The 16698-nt window shown below is 48.5% G+C and carries 17 protein-coding genes; 8 read left to right on the plus strand and 9 right to left on the minus strand.

Annotated elements, in window-relative coordinates; all coding sequences use genetic code 11:
- The first annotated feature begins 43 nt into the window (after positions 1 to 43).
- The 3 genes from BGO59_RS31830 to BGO59_RS31840 are packed head-to-tail and all read left to right on the plus strand — an operon-like array spanning position 44 to position 1819.
- Positions 44 to 403, plus strand: coding sequence for a response regulator (locus BGO59_RS31830; protein WP_293691045.1), 360 nt, complete (start codon positions 44 to 46; stop codon positions 401 to 403).
- A 40-nt stretch (positions 404 to 443) separates the two neighbouring features.
- The gene (locus BGO59_RS31835; RefSeq protein ID WP_293691078.1) at positions 444 to 1253 is read left to right on the plus strand and encodes a protein-glutamate O-methyltransferase CheR; all 810 of its coding nucleotides are present in this window, start codon (positions 444 to 446) and stop codon (positions 1251 to 1253) included.
- Complete coding sequence (locus BGO59_RS31840) at positions 1235 to 1819, plus strand: chemotaxis protein CheB (RefSeq protein ID WP_293691047.1); 585 nt, start codon at positions 1235 to 1237, stop codon at positions 1817 to 1819. Before BGO59_RS31835 ends, BGO59_RS31840 begins: the two co-directional genes overlap by 19 nt.
- Here the strand turns inward: BGO59_RS31840 and BGO59_RS31845 are convergent.
- The gene (locus BGO59_RS31845) at positions 1814 to 2365 is read right to left on the minus strand and encodes an RNA polymerase sigma factor (protein ID WP_293691049.1); all 552 of its coding nucleotides are present in this window, start codon (positions 2363 to 2365) and stop codon (positions 1814 to 1816) included. The two genes, BGO59_RS31840 and BGO59_RS31845, sit on opposite strands and share 6 nt — an antisense overlap.
- 358 nt (positions 2366 to 2723) lie before the next feature.
- On the opposite strand from BGO59_RS31845, the gene BGO59_RS31850 reads away from it, so the two are divergent.
- On the plus strand, positions 2724 to 3149 hold the full coding sequence (locus tag BGO59_RS31850; protein ID WP_293691051.1) for an Hpt domain-containing protein: 426 nt from the start codon (positions 2724 to 2726) through the stop codon (positions 3147 to 3149).
- Positions 3146 to 3838 carry a LytTR family DNA-binding domain-containing protein gene (locus BGO59_RS31855; protein ID WP_293691053.1) on the plus strand — a complete coding sequence of 231 codons (693 nt, stop codon included), beginning with the start codon at positions 3146 to 3148 and terminating at the stop codon, positions 3836 to 3838. Before BGO59_RS31850 ends, BGO59_RS31855 begins: the two co-directional genes overlap by 4 nt.
- A 92-nt stretch (positions 3839 to 3930) precedes the next feature.
- Here the strand turns inward: BGO59_RS31855 and BGO59_RS31860 are convergent, their stop codons facing one another.
- Together BGO59_RS31860 and BGO59_RS31865 are read right to left on the minus strand one after the other, a co-directional pair.
- Positions 3931 to 4614, minus strand: a complete 684-nt coding sequence (locus tag BGO59_RS31860) for a hypothetical protein (RefSeq protein ID WP_293691055.1) — start codon at positions 4612 to 4614, stop codon at positions 3931 to 3933.
- A 20-nt stretch (positions 4615 to 4634) separates the two neighbouring features.
- A complete protein-coding gene (locus BGO59_RS31865) occupies positions 4635 to 5849 on the minus strand; it encodes an SAM-dependent methyltransferase (protein WP_293691057.1) in 1215 nt (404 codons plus the stop codon).
- Between the two features lie 104 nt (positions 5850 to 5953).
- Between BGO59_RS31865 and BGO59_RS31870 the strand changes: the two genes are divergently transcribed.
- Both BGO59_RS31870 and BGO59_RS31875 read left to right on the plus strand, forming a co-directional pair.
- Positions 5954 to 7561, plus strand: a complete 1608-nt coding sequence (locus BGO59_RS31870; protein WP_293691059.1) for a SulP family inorganic anion transporter — start codon at positions 5954 to 5956, stop codon at positions 7559 to 7561.
- 143 nt (positions 7562 to 7704) lie between these two features.
- Positions 7705 to 9123 carry a glycoside hydrolase family 30 beta sandwich domain-containing protein gene (locus tag BGO59_RS31875; protein ID WP_293691060.1) on the plus strand — a complete coding sequence of 473 codons (1419 nt, stop codon included), beginning with the start codon at positions 7705 to 7707 and terminating at the stop codon, positions 9121 to 9123.
- A 152-nt stretch (positions 9124 to 9275) separates the two neighbouring features.
- Here the strand turns inward: BGO59_RS31875 and BGO59_RS31880 are convergent, their stop codons facing one another.
- Together BGO59_RS31880 and BGO59_RS31885 are read right to left on the minus strand one after the other, a co-directional pair.
- On the minus strand, positions 9276 to 9857 hold the full coding sequence (locus BGO59_RS31880) for a cupin domain-containing protein (RefSeq protein WP_293691062.1): 582 nt from the start codon (positions 9855 to 9857) through the stop codon (positions 9276 to 9278).
- Positions 9858 to 9886: 29 nt separating this feature from the next.
- Positions 9887 to 10792, minus strand: a complete 906-nt coding sequence (locus BGO59_RS31885; RefSeq protein WP_293691064.1) for an oxygenase MpaB family protein — start codon at positions 10790 to 10792, stop codon at positions 9887 to 9889.
- A gap of 163 nt (positions 10793 to 10955) precedes the next feature.
- Here BGO59_RS31885 and BGO59_RS31890 point away from each other — a divergent pair, with 163 nt between their 5' ends.
- Positions 10956 to 12092, plus strand: a complete 1137-nt coding sequence (locus BGO59_RS31890; RefSeq protein ID WP_293691066.1) for a redoxin domain-containing protein — start codon at positions 10956 to 10958, stop codon at positions 12090 to 12092.
- Between the two features lie 22 nt (positions 12093 to 12114).
- On the opposite strand, the gene BGO59_RS31895 is transcribed toward BGO59_RS31890, so the two are convergent.
- The 4 genes from BGO59_RS31895 to BGO59_RS31910 form a co-directional block, all read right to left on the minus strand.
- Positions 12115 to 13458 (minus strand): Gfo/Idh/MocA family oxidoreductase, encoded by a 1344-nt coding sequence (locus BGO59_RS31895; RefSeq protein WP_293691068.1) that lies wholly within the window; start codon positions 13456 to 13458, stop codon positions 12115 to 12117.
- Positions 13459 to 13630: 172 nt separating this feature from the next.
- Positions 13631 to 15151 (minus strand): FAD-dependent monooxygenase, encoded by a 1521-nt coding sequence (locus tag BGO59_RS31900; protein WP_293691070.1) that lies wholly within the window; start codon positions 15149 to 15151, stop codon positions 13631 to 13633.
- A 62-nt stretch (positions 15152 to 15213) separates the two neighbouring features.
- Positions 15214 to 16032: an AraC family transcriptional regulator gene (locus BGO59_RS31905; RefSeq protein WP_293691072.1), complete on the minus strand. Its 819-nt coding sequence runs from the start codon at positions 16030 to 16032 to the stop codon at positions 15214 to 15216.
- A gap of 234 nt (positions 16033 to 16266) precedes the next feature.
- A partial coding sequence (locus BGO59_RS31910; protein ID WP_293691074.1) for a T9SS type A sorting domain-containing protein occupies positions 16267 to 16698 on the minus strand: 432 nt, incomplete at its 5' end.

Raw genomic sequence — 16698 nt, forward strand, 5'->3', positions numbered from 1 at the left:
GACCAGCAAGTAAAGAGCCGAAAACCATCTATTAGTTTCGCCCATGGCTAAAAAACGAGTCCTGATTATAGACGATGATTCGCGGAATATTTTTGCGCTGACAGCGACGCTTCGGGCCAAATCGTTCGATTGCCTTTCCTGTTTGAATGCACTGGATGCGTTAGCTATTCTGCAAACGGATGAGGTAATCGACGCTGTTCTGATCGATATGATGATGCCCGAAATGGACGGTTACGAAGCCATTCCCCGCATCAAAGCCATCGATCAACGAAAAAATACGCCCATAATAGCGGTAACGGCGCAGGCTATGGTTGGGGATCGGGAAAAATGCCTTCGGGCAGGTGCTTCGGATTATATTGCCAAACCGATCGATGTTGATCGGTTGTTACGGATATTAAACTAGATGCCGCCGGGGCTAAGGAAAATAGAACCAGGGTATGGTTATGATTGAGGATGAGCAAATGGACCTGTTGCTGACGGACCTGTTTGAACGCTACGGGTATGATTTTACCCATTACGCCAGAGCTTCACTGAAACGACGGATCAATCGGGTTTGGTCGCTTGATAAGTTTCCTAGTTTTGCTGAACTGCGGTATCGCATACGGAACGATAGTGAGTATATAAAACGGTTTGTGGAAGAACTGACCGTAAACGTGACCGAAATGTTTCGGGACCCGTTTTTTTACAGAGCACTCCGAACCGACGTGTTGCCAACGCTGGCCGCAAAACCGTTTATTCGTATCTGGCATGCAGGCTGTTCAACGGGCGAAGAGGTTTTTTCGATGGCCATTCTACTTAAAGAGGCCGGATTGCTGCATAAATCGCTGCTGTATGCCACCGATATAAATCCTGATGTGCTGGCGTCGGCCCGGAAGGGGATTGTCGCTTTATCGCAGATGAAGCAGTACTCCGAAAATTATGTGTTATCGGGTGGAGTCGCTGATTTTTCGATGTATTACACGGCGCAGTATAGCTACGCTAAGTTTCTGGATGAACTGGCTGAGCGTATGGTTTTTTCGACGCATAACCTCGTTTCGGATCGGTCGTTCAATGAATTCGATCTGATTCTTTGCCGGAATGTGTTGATCTATTTCGACAAGGCACTTCAGCAACGCGTGCTTTCCTTGTTCGATGAAAGTTTGGGGTTACTGAGTTACCTGGCACTTGGCGCCAAGGAAACGCTCCGGTTCTCTACGCTGGAGACCAAATACAGACCGTTGAATGGCGAAAAAATATGGCGGAAAATAGTATAATCACAGCCAAAAAAGCGGTTGTCATTGGTGGATCGACGGGTAGCATCGATGTGTTGCTACAGGTACTACCGGTTTTATCAGTCCCATTGACGTATATATGCATCATTGTATTGCATCGTCGTAACACTGCCGATTCAACACTGGCGCACCTGCTTTCGTTAAAAACCACTATCCCGGTTCGGGAAGTAGAGGATAAGGAACCAGTCAGGCCCGGAATTATCTATCTGGCCCCTGCCGATTACCATGTCCTGATCGAGCGTGATCGAACGTTTGCTCTCGATGATTCTGAGAAAGTGAACTACAGCCGACCCTCAATCGACGTCACGTTTGAGTCTGCCGCTGAGGTGTTTGGCCCTTCCCTGATCGGTGTTTTGTTGTCGGGGGCAAACGCCGATGGAACTGCTGGTCTGAAAGCAATCAAAAAAAAGGGCGGTTTGCTAGTGACCCAACTGCCCGCAACCGCCCAGGCAGCTATGATGCCCCAGCAGGCCATACTCAACACGCAGGTCGATTATATACTGGATATACAGGGAATCAGTTCGTTGCTGAATAACCTGAACTTATAAAGTATGGTAGTAAGCGCAAAGCTGATGGACTTTTTCCCGGCTACGTTTGAGTCGCATTTTGACAGAGCTTTCGCTGATGTTGTATAGCTGAGCTATTTCGTCGATTCGTAACCCCTGTTCATATTTTAGCTGCAGGATCTTCTGTTCTTTTTCGGGTAACTGCGCCATTACCTGATTGAGTAACTGTAGCGACTGCTCCTTTGCCTGTGCTTCATACGATTCGCTGGATGGTGTATCGAACTCATCGTCGAGCGGAGAAAAGTTTAAACGCTTTGCTAAACGCAGTTGATCCGAACAGTAGTTGTAGGCAATGGAATATAACCAGGTTGAAAAGCTAGACCGTTCGTGGAATGTATCCAGCTTCTTAAACATCTTAATAAATATATCATGGGTGTAGTCGTGAGCACTTTCTTCGTCTTTAGTCATCGACAAACAATGCCGATATACTTTATTAACATACCGATTGTATAAGGTTTCAAAGCATTGATTGGGCTGCTCTGGTAAATACTGTTTGATGAGCGCTTCATCGGTTAGGAAACTGGCCATGATTGATTTGGGTAGAAGTTGGTTTCAGTAGTTTGGTGCATCAAAATTGTTGGATAAAGAATCGTGTAGTTACATCTATTCGATAAATGGTAGGAATTTCGGGTTTTTAAGTAACTATTGGTTTATTTTTAAAGGCAGACTATTTGGGCTGGTCTGAATAAACCATTACTTGTCCGGCATACCTATCTTTTTTGTCAGACACTTTGGTTGAAATTGACTACGTTAGATACCCGCTAGTGTTGATTTTTATTTTACTTTTTGAGTAATAAATGAAACTTATGATTTAGAAAAATAATTAACTTGCATACTTAAAAGCAGCTTTTACAAACGATCTGTTCGCCAATCCGATACGTAAGCAATGACTAATGTAGCCAGAGAACTTCGGGTAACAGGAGCAGGTGGGGGCGATCCCACAGAACGCTATCAATTGCTGGATATACAATTTCTTACCGAATTGTATGGCGACGATAAAGAGTATGCGGCCTGTATGCTCGAGACGTTTGTTGATTCGGTTCTGCCAGAGTTTGCGGTAATTCATGAGCAGATTCAGGCCCAACGCTGGGCAGACGTTCACCCAGCAATCCATAAATTACGGCCTACCGTATTAATGGTTGGGCTAACTCATTTGGAGGCATCCCTGATTCTGCTTGAAAGTCTGCTTTTCAAACAAGACCAGGCAGATCGTATCAACGCTATCTGGCAGGACTTTTACACAACATTACAAAGCCAACACCCGCTTCTGGAGGCCGAATGGCAACGCTACCTGACCACTCCTAACCTATGATCCTGAAATGTATAATTGTTGATGATGAACGAATGGCCCGTCTGTCGCTCCAGCATCTTTGCGAACAGCATGAGTCTTTGGAAGTTGTAGCGGTTTGCGAGAATGCAACGCAGGCCTTAACCGTATTGGCCGAACAGCCAATCGACCTGATCTGGCTGGATGTTGAAATGCCCGACCTTTCGGGTTTTGATTTATTGGATCGGCTTCCGGTTTTGCCACAGGTGATTTTAACAACGATCAAAACGGAATACGCTTTCGATGCCTTTCAGTATCAGGTAACTGATTACCTGAAAAAGCCTATTACGCAAACCCGGTTTAAGGTAGCCGTCGAAAAAGTGATTACGGCTATGCGGAAGAATGAGCAGGTGAGAATGGTCAACAATAAGGCAATCTTTGTAAAGAATGATGGTCGTTATGTGCGGGTTCCTTACGATTCAATTCTTTACGTTGAAAATACGGGTGATTATGTCAAAATTCTGACTGGGCAACAGGCATTTATTGTATACACGACTATGAAATCATTGGAAGAAAAACTAGGGACTCAGTTTCTGCGTGTACACAGGTCCTACATCATCAACCTCGATAAGATAGTTGATATTGAGGAAACAAATCTGGTGGTGGCCTCTAAAGTTATCCCCATCAGCCGGGCCAACAAACCCGAACTGATGAGTCGTCTGAATTTACTTTAAAAGCTGAAAAATGGATAATGAATAATGTACAATGAATAAATCTACTGCTTACAGTATCCATTGTACATTATTCATTTTTCATTATCCATTCATTAGTTGCTTTTCTTGGCTTTTACGGCTTCTACGTTTTTCTTTCGATTTTCCAGCTCGGTCAGGGCAGTTTGCTGATCTGTTTTGTTGGTTTCACTATCTTTCTGTAGTTGTTCCAGCTCTTTGGCGTTTTCCTCAAGCCGTTTTTGGAGCCGCTCTTTTTCTTTCGCATTTTGTTCAATGGAACGCTGAAGCTGTTCGCCTTTGCGAACCATTCGCTGGTGATTCTTTTGCGCTTCGTCAAAGCTGCCTTCGGCGGTTCGTACCTCCTGCCCATACAGGCTGTTATCGGCAAAGGCCTTCAATAAACTTTCGGCGGCTGAATAACCCGAATCACCAGCCTTTACAAAATTGCCATTGCCCCGGTCGAAACCTGCAAAGATCGTGGCCGACGTGCGGGACGATTTAACAGTACTGATCAGGTTGATGGGTTCCGATGAAATGGCTGAAATGCTGGCATTGGGAACCCGATACGTACCCCGTGACGAACTTACCCGGCCATATTTCTGGAGTTCGGTCTCCCAGTCTTTTTCTATTTGCTTTCCATCGCCCTGTAGGGTTAAGTAAAGGCCAGCTATCGTGGCTTTGTCGACGGTGGTTTCTCCTGCATAGACGGTCTGCGCATAGGTTGAGCCTGAATAGATGAGCAGGAAAGCCAGGACGATGGAGCGTAAAATGGTGTTCATTGGTTTTAGTGGTTAATGTGTTACGAATCAGATTGCCCGACTTTATGGGTAATCAACAGGCGTTTGTCGCCGTTTTGCAGGGTTGTTGCCAGAATGTAGACAGAACCGCCCTCACGTAAAGATAATTTTTTCCGCAACTCAGCTACGGTTTGAGGGAAGTTTCGAACGGTGAGGTTCGCTTTCCCGTCGGGTACGACTTGTTTTAGTGCTTTAGCATCTGGTTTTAAAATCGATTGAAGTTTAAAAATTCGGCCCGGAAAATCTCGAATCAGTGCATGGCTGGTATACAAATGGCTGTGTGGGGCTAGTTTCTGCAGGCCGTAGCGGTGACCAGCCAGTCGGAAAGCCCCCGCTTTCAATACGGCGGCATTGGGTTCATACAGGTATGATTGGGGATCGCCCAGCGATATGGCAGCATCTCGTTCCTCCTGCTCGTTAAATGTAAATACGATGGATTCATGGCTCGTTAAGTTGATCGCGTTAATTGAACCAGGATTTGGGATAGCGGATGACTGGCTCAGAACAAACAGGATTTCCTTTACTTCGCCCTGTACCGCCACAATATGTACGTCCTTGACCAGGCCCGCCATCTGTCGGACGGCCAGATTGATGTCAAGTAACGGTGATACTTTCACTAAAATTTGATTGGCGTGCTGGAACAGCTTCATTAAGGTGGACGGATTTGACAGATCGGGTTCGCAGTCTTCCAGCCGAACGACTTTACCACCCTGCTCATTTCGGCGATGAGGATCAAGGTAAAGCCAGTCGACAGACCCGTTCAGGAACCCAGGTTTCTCCAGTAAAGTGAGTCCGTTACCTTGTTCAACCTGTACGTTCGTTGCGCCTAGCAAAGGCAGGTTGTAGGCAGCCAGTTCCGCCAGTTCAGGTTGTTGCTCAACGTACGTGACCTGCTCCACGCGTTTGGCAAAGGCCCAGGTGTCAACGCCCATACCGCCCGTCAGGTCGACCAGTCGTTTCCCCTGCACTAGCGACGCTTTGTAGTGCGCTGTCCGCTCCGACGAAGCCTGTTCGACGGATAAAGGTGGTGGGAAAATCAATGCTTCATGGGCATACCAGGTAGGTAGTTTATCGCGGGCTTTCTGGCGGGCACTTAGTTGGGCGGCCAGCTTTTTGATGTCTATGTCGGCAGGGTGAGCCCGCAAAAGTAACGACCGTACATCGGCGGTAAGATGGGCCTGAATAAAGGCTTGTTCGGTATGAGTAAGTTGAATCAAGGAATGTCTTTAATCGTTTTTTAATCTTTCTTTAATTTATTTTTAATTTTACAAACCTGCCCTTTTCGTCAGGCGTATCGATACACTGATTATTCCAACCTTTTATGCAACGCATAAGCCCGCTCCGAACATTAACTCAGTATAAGTCAGCTTATTTACGTCACGATCTGCCATCTGGTTTATCGGTTTTTCTAGTCGCCTTACCCTTATGCTTGGGGATTGCATTGGCATCGGGCGCCCCACTATTTTCGGGGTTGGTAGCAGGTATGGTTGGCGGAATCGTCATTGGGTTCCTGTCTGGATCAGAAGTCAGTGTAAGTGGCCCGGCGGCTGGTCTGGCGGTGATTGTGGCCGATGCCATTGCAAAAATAGGCTCTTACGAGGCTTTTTTGGTGGCAGTTGTATTGGCCGGAGTCATACAATTTGTTCTTGGCCTGATCAAAGCGGGTCGATTCAGTAGTTTCTTTCCCGACAGTGTGATCAAGGGAATGCTGGTGGCTATCGGCATTGTTATTATTCTGAAGCAAATTCCACATGCATTAGGTCGGGATAACGACTATGAAGGGGAGTTCGAGTTTCAGCAGTTGGCCGATGGGGAAAACACACTGTCAGAAATTTACCGGGCTATCGAAACGGCAAGTCCTGGTGCAGTTGTCATTAGTCTGATTTCGTTAGTATTTCTGATCGGCTGGGACAAGATCGTAGGGAAAAGCAAACGGGCATTTCTGAAAAATTTTCCTGCGCCGTTGATTGTGGTGTGTGGTGGAGTAGCCCTTAATGAATTTTATCGGGTTGCGGTTCCGGGGTGGTATCTGGGCGACACCGCTCATCAGCACATGGTCCAAATTCCAACGATTAAACCGGGGCAGAGTTTGTTCTCTATTTTCGATTTTCCTGATTTCTCCATCCTGGCCAATCCACAGGTGTATGGTATTGCCGCAACGATTGCGCTGGTAGCCAGTCTGGAAACGTTACTGAACCTCGAAGCATCTGACCGGCTCGACCCCGCCAAACGCATTTCTTCGCCCGATCAGGAGCTGATTGCGCAGGGGGTTGGGAATATGCTATCGGGACTGATTGGGGGGCTGCCCGTTACGTCGGTGGTGGTGCGAACTTCGGCCAACGTGTATGGCGGTGCCAAAACCCGAATATCAACGATTTTGCATGGTTCGTTTTTGCTGATAGCCGTATTTCTGGGCGGAGCCTTACTCAACCTGATTCCTCTCTCGTGCCTGGCGGCTGTGTTAATCACGGTCGGCTATAAATTAGCGAAACCAGCGATTTTTCAGAAAGTATACCGGGATGGATGGAGCCAGTTTGTCCCGTTCATTGTGACGGTGGTAGGAATCATCTTTACTGACCTGCTTATTGGTATTGCGTTAGGTTCGGTGGTGGGTATTCTGTTTGTGCTCTATACCAATGTGCAGACCAGTTTCCGGGTCGATCGCGATGGACGGAAAGTAACGATTGAGTTTGAGAAAGATTTGTATTTCCTTAGCAAGCCACAGTTGAAGGAAGTATTGGGAACCCTGCAGTCGGGCGATGAAGTAATCATCGATGGGGCCAATGCCCCGTTTATTGATCACGATATTTACAATATGCTTCAGGACTACAGCGAAATCGCTAAAGTACAGGGTATTGGATACGAGCTTCGAAATGTCGTGCTTAATCGTCGGAAGCGCCAGCGGACGAGCAGCCTTGTGCCCCAATAGTCAGTCACTAAAGCAAAAAGAACGACATAGCCCGGACTGTTTTATCGCTCTTACGGAAGCGGTATGAGTAAGTTATGGCCGAAACCGGTTTACTTACTATCAGTAGCCGGACGAATAATCGAAACCCGGCTACACGTAGTTTCATGCATTCGCACGTAAATACCAGGGTTATTATTTTGTTGTTGCTGCTGTCATTGAGCAGCTATGGGCAAACCGTATCGCAGAAATCCACGAAAGCCGGAGGTGTTGAATTCTGGTTAACCGATCCTGCAAGGTCGATTCTTTTTAAAAAACAGCCCTCCGTAAGCCTTGCCGGTAGTAAAAAAACTGCGGCTACGATTCATGTAGACCCAGCTCAGACGTACCAGACCATCGATGGCTTCGGCTATACCCTTACTGGAGGGAGTGCTATGCTCATTCAGCGGATGGACGCCAGCGCTCGGGCAACGCTGTTGAACGAGTTGTTTGGGACTACCGGAAAAAGCATTGGTACGAGTTATTTGCGAGTTAGTATTGGGGCATCGGACCTCGACGATCATGTGTTTTCGTACGATGATTTACCGGAGGGCCAGACCGATCCCACGCTGGCTAAGTTCAGCCTGGCACCCGACCGTGACTATTTAATTCCTGTACTCAAACAAATTCTGGCGATCAATCCGAGTATCAAAATTCTTGGGTCGCCCTGGTCGCCCCCTACCTGGATGAAAACCAATGGTAATTCGAAAGGGGGGAGCCTGAAAACCGACTACTATGATGCCTATGCCCGCTATTTTGTCAAATACATTCAGGGTATGGCCAAAGAAGGTATTCGGATTGATGCTATAACCATTCAGAACGAGCCTCTGCATCCGGGAAACAACCCCAGTATGCTGATGCTACCTGCCGAACAGGCCATCTTCATCAAAAAAAGTCTCGGGCCTGCTTTTAAAACGGCTAAAATCAAAACGAAAATTATCCTGTACGATCACAATGCCGATCGGCCCGATTATCCAATAACGATATTGAATGATGCGGATGCCCGAAAATACGTGGATGGGTCGGCTTTTCACCTGTATGCTGGTCCCATCAGTGCGCTATCGGAGGTTCACAAGGCCTATCCCGATAAGAACCTCTATTTCACCGAACAGTGGATTGGAGCGCCCGGTAATCTGAAAGGGGATCTGGTCTGGCATGTACGCGAACTGATCATTGGAGGAACCCGGAATTGGTGCCGGACGGTGTTGCAATGGAACCTCGCGGCCGATCCAAAACAGAATCCGCATACGCCGGGTGGTTGTACGGAATGCCTGGGCGCCGTGACCATCGATGGGAACAGGGTAACGCGAAATCCGGCCTATTACAATGTAGCCGTGGCTGCGAAATTTGTCCGGCCGGGTTCCGTTCGAATCGCTTCTGATGAGGTAAAGTCACTACCCAATGTAGCCTTTAAAACCCCTGATGGGCTTACTGTGTTGATTGTGTTGAACGACAGTTCCGCTACACAGCAGTTTACGGTTGACTCAGGTAATAGCCAGTTTAAGTCAAGTTTGTCGGCTGGGGCCGTTGGCACGTACATCTGGTAAAGCTAAAAAGAAAGTCAGATAACAGATCGGAGAGTTCGTTTGAAAATAGTTTTAACTATTATTTTCATTTTTTCAAACCGCAAGGGCGCAATAGCCGCAAAGAGCCTACTTAGATTCTTTGCGGCTATTGCGCCCTTGCGGTTTGAAAAAAATCATACAGTCCAGATTTTTGTTAGACCAGCTTCTTTCCCTAGCAGTGGGTCGGTTTTGGGCAATGGAACGGTTGCAATGGCTTTATCGACCTGGGGTCGCTCTCCGGGAAGTCCTTTATTAAGATCCCAGCTTCGTCCATCCGGATACGCCCCAACAATACCGAGTTGGGTACTCTCCAGATTTTTATGGCCAACACCCGCCGGAATGACCAGTATATCGCCCGCCTGGACCTGAACTTTCTGGCCTTGTTCGCCACCCAGATGCAGTAGCGCACTACCCGAATAAACGCCCAGGACCTCATGTGTGGTACTATGAAAGTGATGAAACGAATACACCCCGTTTCGCCACGAATTGGTCCAGTTATTCCCGGCGAATCGCTTTTCGAGCCACTCCGCACCTGCATTGCCGCGCTCTGTAAAGGCCTTTCGGTACACCAGAAGGGGGAATTTGCTGTTTGGAATTTTACCGTCGTCGGCAAATACAAATGTTTCAGGTTGCATGGCTTTCTGGTCGTCGGGTTGAGTCAGAGACGATCGTAAAGAGGCTAATCCCAATACAGATAAAAATGTTTGACGGTTCATCGACTAATTGTCATTATCGGCATAAAGGACTAAGCGGATGGTGAGTGCGGCTTGTCGATCAGATTCGTTGGGCCTACGGCTTCAATTTCTGGAGGTCCGGCGGGGTAATATCGGAACGACGTATTCGCAATCAGGGCAGGATAGGGCTTAAAGGTTATCCAGCGCAGGGGCCATTTTCGAATCCATAAAGCACTGTTCACTAAGGCTGTGAACCAACCTGCTGGGCGCTCATAGCCAAATGCTGTCCGTAGTTTATCGGAGATAAGCGCGGCAAAAGTGGGTTGTACCAGCCCATGCAAAAAGCCGGGAAACCAGCCCTGAACAATACGGACAGTGGCATTGGCAATTTTTTGGTTGCTCTCTGTAAACCGGAAATGGCGGGCTTCGTACTCGGCTACAAACGTCTGTAAGTCGGCCAGATTATCAGGTAAGTCAGTTAATTGCATGCGTCGCCCCACTTCGCGGAAAAAGTAAAACAAGGCTTGTTCTTCCGAAGAAGTCAGCTTCCGCCAGCCATAGTTTCGGAGCCAGTCGATGGGGTAGAAAACGAATGTGGCCAGCACAAACAGAAAATCTGCGTTATCGATGCGGTAATGGCCGTGGATTTTATTCATGTGGGCAATGGCCCGTAACCCCTTTTCGCTGTCGTACCCCGATTCTAAGAACTCCGAAATCAGCCGACTGGTATCGTCATACCGTTTTTGTCCATGATGCTCAAACTCGCCTGTCCGAGCCAGTAAGCCCGATACCCTGGGGCTGGCGTAGGTATGAAACAAGGCCAGTTCGAGGGCACGGGCTATATCGAATGGAAATTCGTAAGCGGTTAGCAGGTGAACAACTCGCTGGTGATCGCGGACGGGATCGAGTGTCGACAACTCCCGCTGGACCGCCGGATTGCGGAACAGACCAAGTCGTTTTTTATAGATTGCAGGCATAAAAACTCAGCGTCATAATTAGGCTATCAGAAAGATACTGAGAAGCGGTAACTTAACCGATTAAAAAAAAGCTATAAAAAGTTGGCTCGTAAGTAATTACGTAAAAAACAGGTCTTTGGTAAGTAACAGATGAATACATGCCAACCTCTTATCCTGAAGCCCCATGCAATCCGTATATCGATCAGTTTCTCTAAAGATAGCGCTCCTGGCCTGGGTGCTGGTGGCGGTTACAGACCGCAGTTTTGCAGATGGCGATGGACCACCCACCCTGGAGATTGGCGCTTCGGCTCCTGATTTTAATTTGCCCGGTGTCGATGGTAAACAGTATACATTGAAAAGTTTTGCTCCTGCGAAGGTGCTGGTCATTGTATTTACCTGCAATCATTGCCCAACTGCACAGGCCTACGAAGATCGACTAAAAGCACTTACCGCAGATTACAAAAGTAAAGGCGTATCGGTGGTGGCTATTTCGCCAAATTATCCAGCGGCTGTTTCATTGGACGAAATGGGGTATACCGACATGGGCGATAGTTTTGCCGAGATGAAGCTTCGAAGTAAGGACAAAAAATACAATTTTCCGTATTTGTTCGATGGAGAAACCGAAAAAATATCGCGGCAGTACGGGCCCGTTGCTACTCCGCATGCGTTTGTGTTTGATGCCCAGCGAAAACTCCAGTATACAGGTCGCTTAGATGGCTCCGAGAAGCCGGGTTCGGCTAATGCGGAGGATATTCGGGTGGCTCTGGATGCTGTACTGGCAGGCAAACCTGTAGCCATTGCCAAAACCAAAACCTTTGGCTGTTCCATAAAATGGATGGAAAAGAGCGACTGGGCTAAAAAAGCCCCATCGGTATGGGCCAAAGAACCCGTCGACCTGAGCCTGATTGGTGAAGATAGCCTAAAAGCCCTGCTAGCCAATAAAACAGACAAAGTGCGGCTCATTAATGTATGGGCAACCTGGTGTGGCCCTTGTATCACCGAACTGCCTGAGTTTGTGAACATGAACCGGATGTACCGCAACCGGGAGTTTGAGTTTATCACCCTGAGTGCCGATGTACCCGACAAAAAGGATAAAGCGCTAGCTACACTAAAACGCCTACAGGCATCCAGCAAAAATTATTTGTTCAACTCCACCGATAAATACAAGCTCATCGAAACCCTCGATCCGCAGTGGCAGGGCGCTTTGCCCTACACACTGCTGATTGAGCCTGGCGGAAAAGTAGTCTATCGGCATCAGGGCAGCATTGACCCTGCCGAAATGAAGAGAAAGATTGTCGAAAAAATTGGCCGGTATTATTAGGTAACGCGTCCGTCCGGATGCATTACACAACGGGTAATTTCCAGCCGTTGTGATAATGGGCAGCAATCAGGGCGTTGGCCTGAGGGTCATTTTTAAATCCTTTTGCAGCAGCGTCCCAGTACACCTTGCGTCCGGTTTTATAGGCAATGTTGCCCATGTGTGCGTTGATAGCCGCAATGCTGCCTGTTTCGATGCCGCATTTCAGCATGGCCGGATCATTGGCTTTTATGGCCTGTACAAAGTTTTTGGTGTGTTCATTGAGGTAATCACCATTACGGGCCTGTTTGGGAATATCTTCGACCTTGTACACTTTGATGCCATTCTTTGTTTCGGTTTCGGGCAATAACTCCCAGCCATCCCGGTTGAGTACCAGCGTGGCATTGTTGCCGATGAACGCAATGCCTTCTGTTCGGCCATAGTTTCCACCGTCGATGCCCGTAGCATGTTCCCAGAGCATGTTGAAGCCATCATACTCGTACACCGTTTGCAGGGTATCGGGTGTTTCGGATGCATCGTCGGGGTAGGCGAGTTTTCCACCCGAAGCCATGACGGATTTAGGCGCTTTGGCATTCATGGCGTAGAGGGCAATATCGATTTCGTGAACGCCCCAGTCGGTCATTAGGCCACCGGCATAATCCCAGAACCAGCGGAAGTTAAAGTGAAATCGGTTCGGATTGAACGGACGTTTGGGAGCTGGCCCAAGCCACATATCGTAATCGACACCCGCCGGAGGAGCACTGTCGGGCCGAACCGGAACCGGGTTCATCCAGCCCTGATACGCCCATACCTTTACCAGTCGGATGTTGCCCAGCTTGCCCGAGCGAATGTATTCAATGGCTTTGGCATAATGTGAGCCACTCCGTTGCCATTGCCCGATCTGCACTAGTTTGTTGGATTTTTTGGCCGCTGCGAGCATTAGATTACATTCTTCGATGCTGTTGGCCAAAGGTTTTTCGCAGTAGACATGCTTGCCCGCCGATAAAGAGTCGGTCATAGCCATGCAATGCCAGTGATCGGGCGTACCAATAATCACGGCATCGAGGTCTTTGTTCTCCAGCATTTTCCGGTAGTCTTTGAACAACTGCGGACGTTTGTGCTGCATGGTTTCGACATCGGCCGCCCGTTTGTCGAGCACACTCTGATCCACATCGGCCAGGGCTATACATTCAACATCGCTCTGGAGTAAGTGGGAACGAAGGTCTGACCAGCCCATGCCGTTGCAACCGATCACACCAATCTGGAGCTTTTCGTTTGCAGCAACCTGACGACGCTGGCTGGCAATGGCTTCAACGGATGGGAGGCTAATCAGCCCGGCTCCCGTTGCAGCGGCTGAGTTTCGTAAAAAATCACGGCGTGTTGTGTTCATCTATTGACATGAGTTTAGGAACGTACTGACTGATCTATTGTCAAAAGCAACGGCAATCATTTCCCTAATCACATCTTGCCGATGGATTTGTTAGCAACCGTACCGATTTATGGTTTAAGCCCTATTTCTTGATTGATTAGGGGTAATATGAAGGCTAGTCTAGACCTGAAGGTCAAACAAACCAGGCGTTGATGGCTTCGGAGAGTTCGCTGTAATCCGAGGGAGTATCGGAAGCCCAGGCAACAATCCCGTCGGGTCGAATCAATACAGCCTGTACGCCCAGTTGATCTGTTGCCCGATCCGAAATGTAGGTCAATGAGTGGCTATGCGCACTTGCCAACGTTTTGAGAGATGCATTGCCCCCGAAATCGATCAGAATACCCTGACCACTGTGCATCAGGTCGCCAATCGTCGCCCCATTTTCAAAGGTAAAATTGGGAACGCTGTGGCCGATCAGGGGGTGATTGCCGCCAAGATCATACTGAGTATGAACTCCCCACACGCGTCCTGCCATATAGGTGGCCACATCGGACGTTTTCATCAGATCGCGGAAAATAGCATTGAGCGCACGGGCACCTGGGGTTGGTTTCATGATTGCAACTTGCGCACGTGACCAGTCCAGAACCTGCGCCCCAATAGGCTGTCGTTCAGTATTGTAACTGTTCAGCAAGCCTTGTGGCGCTCGGTTCTGGATAGTGGCAGCCAGTTTCCAGCCCAGGTTCATGGCATCGCCCAACCCAAGATTAAGACCCTGGCCTCCCAGGGGCGAGTGAATGTGTGCAGCATCACCAGCTAATAAAACCCGACCGTTTCGATACGTTGTGGCTTGCCGGGTTCGGTCGGTCCAGGTGGTTGCCCTGTGTAACGCGTTAAGGGTAACGTCCGTATTCGAGATTCGGCGCAACACATCCTGTACATGTTCCCTTGTGACGGACATTCCTGAATCATGAAATGCACCACCATCAAAGTCCTGAATGACCACATAACCGGGTTGCGATTGTAGGTACATACCCGTTGGTGTCAGGTTTCGGCCCGGTTTTAGTTTCTCGGGATCAGCAATGTCGATCTGGGTCGTGTAACCCGTAAATTCCGGCTCGGTACCAGCGAACACAAAGCCGCCCAACTTGCGGACAATACTACGGCTACCATCGCAGCCCACCAGCCATGTACTTCGGAATGCTTGCTCACCAGACTGAACGATTACCTCATCTTCGGTTTGTTCAAATTCAGTAACCGCAAGCCCACGCTTAATAGTTACGCCCAGGGCTAATGCCCGGTGAGTCAGTACTGTTTCGAGTTCATCCATTTCAGAAATCAGACTGGCTGCGGTTGAACCAGGCAGACGATAGGACCATTGTGACGCATCAATATCCCCGTCATAAAATGCAATGCCAGCGAAGTGCCCTACCTGCCGACGAGCGCCCTGCCCAGCATGTTGGTGGGGATTTCTAAGCCGTTTGTGGATAGCGAGCTCCTGCAATAACCCACGGCGGTACAGGGCTTCAATACTGGGAGCGGATAGGCCCCGAATACCAAAAGGAAGTTGTTTCAGGGGCGAGTGCGGATCCTCTGCCTTTTCCAGTATCAGGACAGAGCAGTTGGCCAGGGCCAGTTCGCAGGCAAGGAATAGACCTACCGGGCCTGCACCGGAAATAAGGACATCGTATGTGGACTCTTTTTGTGGGTATTTCATGCGTTCAGCTGTCTCGATTATCGAGCGTGTATGACAGCACAAAATTCAGGTCTGCTCGTTTGTCAGGCTTGTATAAACGCGACAAAATCACCGTTTACAGCTTGTTTGTCTTGCCGGGCTTTTCGGGCGAAGGCTGCTGGAGTAGTTCCGCTATAACGTTTGAATTCACGGCTTAAATGAGATTGGTCTGTATACCCCAGCTCATAGGCCAGACCAGCCAGGTTAACGGCTGGATCGAGCCATAACTGATTGCGGACCTGCTCGAAACGGATAAGCCCCGACACGTCTTTGACCGCATAACCCGATGATTGTTTGAACTTCCGTTCCAACGTCCGAACGGTTGCATGCGCTGCTTCGGCTACCTGACTCACGGGTAGCGTGCCGTTGGCCGCTCGCATAGCAGATCCCGCTTTGGCAACCATACGATCAGTAGCAATACCCATTCTGGCATTCAGAAAAAACTGCGTTAGCTGATCCAGCGCATTCATGACCTTGCCAGCCTGAATCAACGCTGCCAGCGATGGGTGAAGTTGAGCAATAGGGTGCTCAAACATCCGTACGCTATCTTTGCCCGCAGGCAGGCCAAGTAAATCGAACACAGTCCAGGGAAAGCACCGGATTGCCAGGATTTCCAGCCGATTTTTTGCATAGAAAACAGCAGGCTGATTGAGCAGCCCCACCATAAACGGTGACGGCAATGGGTGTATGTCGCCATCGTACGAAATACTACAGCCGCTTCCGAAGTGAAAGATGATTTCAGCATAGCCATCTGGTACGACCTTGAACCCCGATAGTTGCTCGCCAAAGTCTCGTTGATTGTACCAAAAGCACTTTATTGTATCCCGTAGCGCTTCGGGTGGTTCAAATTCCAGGTGTTGCATGCAGAAAAGTAATGGATTTTGATAATCTATGGGCAATAAAAAAAGACGCATATCAGCGTAAAAACTGAGTAATACCTCTTTTTATTGGTAGGAAGTAGAGAAGTAATAATAGTGGGTCCATGTGATTGATTGTCAATACATCGGATTTACCATATTATACATCAGAGACTAATGGAATGATCAGAATGGTCGTTCTTCATGGCAGGGTAGGGTGGATTGCAGCGACTCATTAAGCTACTGCTTAAGTACTTTTATTGTCTGCTGTTGATCTAAAGCACTTACCTGGATAAAATAGAGACCGCTTCCCCGACCGAGGGCAACCGAGGTTTGCTCAACTTCGCCAGCTTGTTCAATTTGAAAACTGCTTACCTGACGACCTTGGCTGTCGAAACTGCGTAACCAGATTGATTGTCCCATGGCGCCCTTGACTTCAAGTTGAGCCTGATCATCCATGGTAGGGTTACTTAGCACCCGAATTTGTAAGATATTGGTCAAGTCAGGATTTACACCAATTCGCCCCTCTGCCAGATTAGTATTCAAAAAGAAGCCACTGTAAACCGTTGTGGCACCTGCGGTGGCGCCTACAGTGATACCCGAGGTGCCTGAGTTGAGGGGAGTGCCTGAAATCAGACCAGTCGTGGGATTAATACTAAGTCCTGCGGGTAA

Source organism: Spirosoma sp. 48-14 (assembly GCF_001898575.1).
GTDB lineage: Bacteria > Bacteroidota > Bacteroidia > Cytophagales > Spirosomataceae > Spirosoma.

What these genes read in the sequence shown, in the direction of transcription:
- BGO59_RS31830 (WP_293691045.1), top strand. Translation starts at nt 44, where the DNA reads ATGGCTAAAAAACGAGTCCTGATTATAGACGATGATTCGCGGAATATT.
- BGO59_RS31835 (WP_293691078.1), top strand. Translation starts at nt 444, where the DNA reads ATGATTGAGGATGAGCAAATGGACCTGTTGCTGACGGACCTGTTTGAA.
- BGO59_RS31840 (WP_293691047.1), top strand. Translation starts at nt 1,235, where the DNA reads ATGGCGGAAAATAGTATAATCACAGCCAAAAAAGCGGTTGTCATTGGT.
- BGO59_RS31845 (WP_293691049.1), bottom strand. Translation starts at nt 2,365, where the DNA reads ATGGCCAGTTTCCTAACCGATGAAGCGCTCATCAAACAGTATTTACCA.
- BGO59_RS31850 (WP_293691051.1), top strand. Translation starts at nt 2,724, where the DNA reads ATGACTAATGTAGCCAGAGAACTTCGGGTAACAGGAGCAGGTGGGGGC.
- BGO59_RS31855 (WP_293691053.1), top strand. Translation starts at nt 3,146, where the DNA reads ATGATCCTGAAATGTATAATTGTTGATGATGAACGAATGGCCCGTCTG.
- BGO59_RS31860 (WP_293691055.1), bottom strand. Translation starts at nt 4,614, where the DNA reads ATGAACACCATTTTACGCTCCATCGTCCTGGCTTTCCTGCTCATCTAT.
- BGO59_RS31870 (WP_293691059.1), top strand. Translation starts at nt 5,954, where the DNA reads ATGCAACGCATAAGCCCGCTCCGAACATTAACTCAGTATAAGTCAGCT.
- BGO59_RS31875 (WP_293691060.1), top strand. Translation starts at nt 7,705, where the DNA reads ATGCATTCGCACGTAAATACCAGGGTTATTATTTTGTTGTTGCTGCTG.
- BGO59_RS31880 (WP_293691062.1), bottom strand. Translation starts at nt 9,857, where the DNA reads ATGAACCGTCAAACATTTTTATCTGTATTGGGATTAGCCTCTTTACGA.
- BGO59_RS31885 (WP_293691064.1), bottom strand. Translation starts at nt 10,792, where the DNA reads ATGCCTGCAATCTATAAAAAACGACTTGGTCTGTTCCGCAATCCGGCG.
- BGO59_RS31890 (WP_293691066.1), top strand. Translation starts at nt 10,956, where the DNA reads ATGCAATCCGTATATCGATCAGTTTCTCTAAAGATAGCGCTCCTGGCC.
- BGO59_RS31895 (WP_293691068.1), bottom strand. Translation starts at nt 13,458, where the DNA reads ATGAACACAACACGCCGTGATTTTTTACGAAACTCAGCCGCTGCAACG.
- BGO59_RS31900 (WP_293691070.1), bottom strand. Translation starts at nt 15,151, where the DNA reads ATGAAATACCCACAAAAAGAGTCCACATACGATGTCCTTATTTCCGGT.
- BGO59_RS31905 (WP_293691072.1), bottom strand. Translation starts at nt 16,032, where the DNA reads ATGCAACACCTGGAATTTGAACCACCCGAAGCGCTACGGGATACAATA.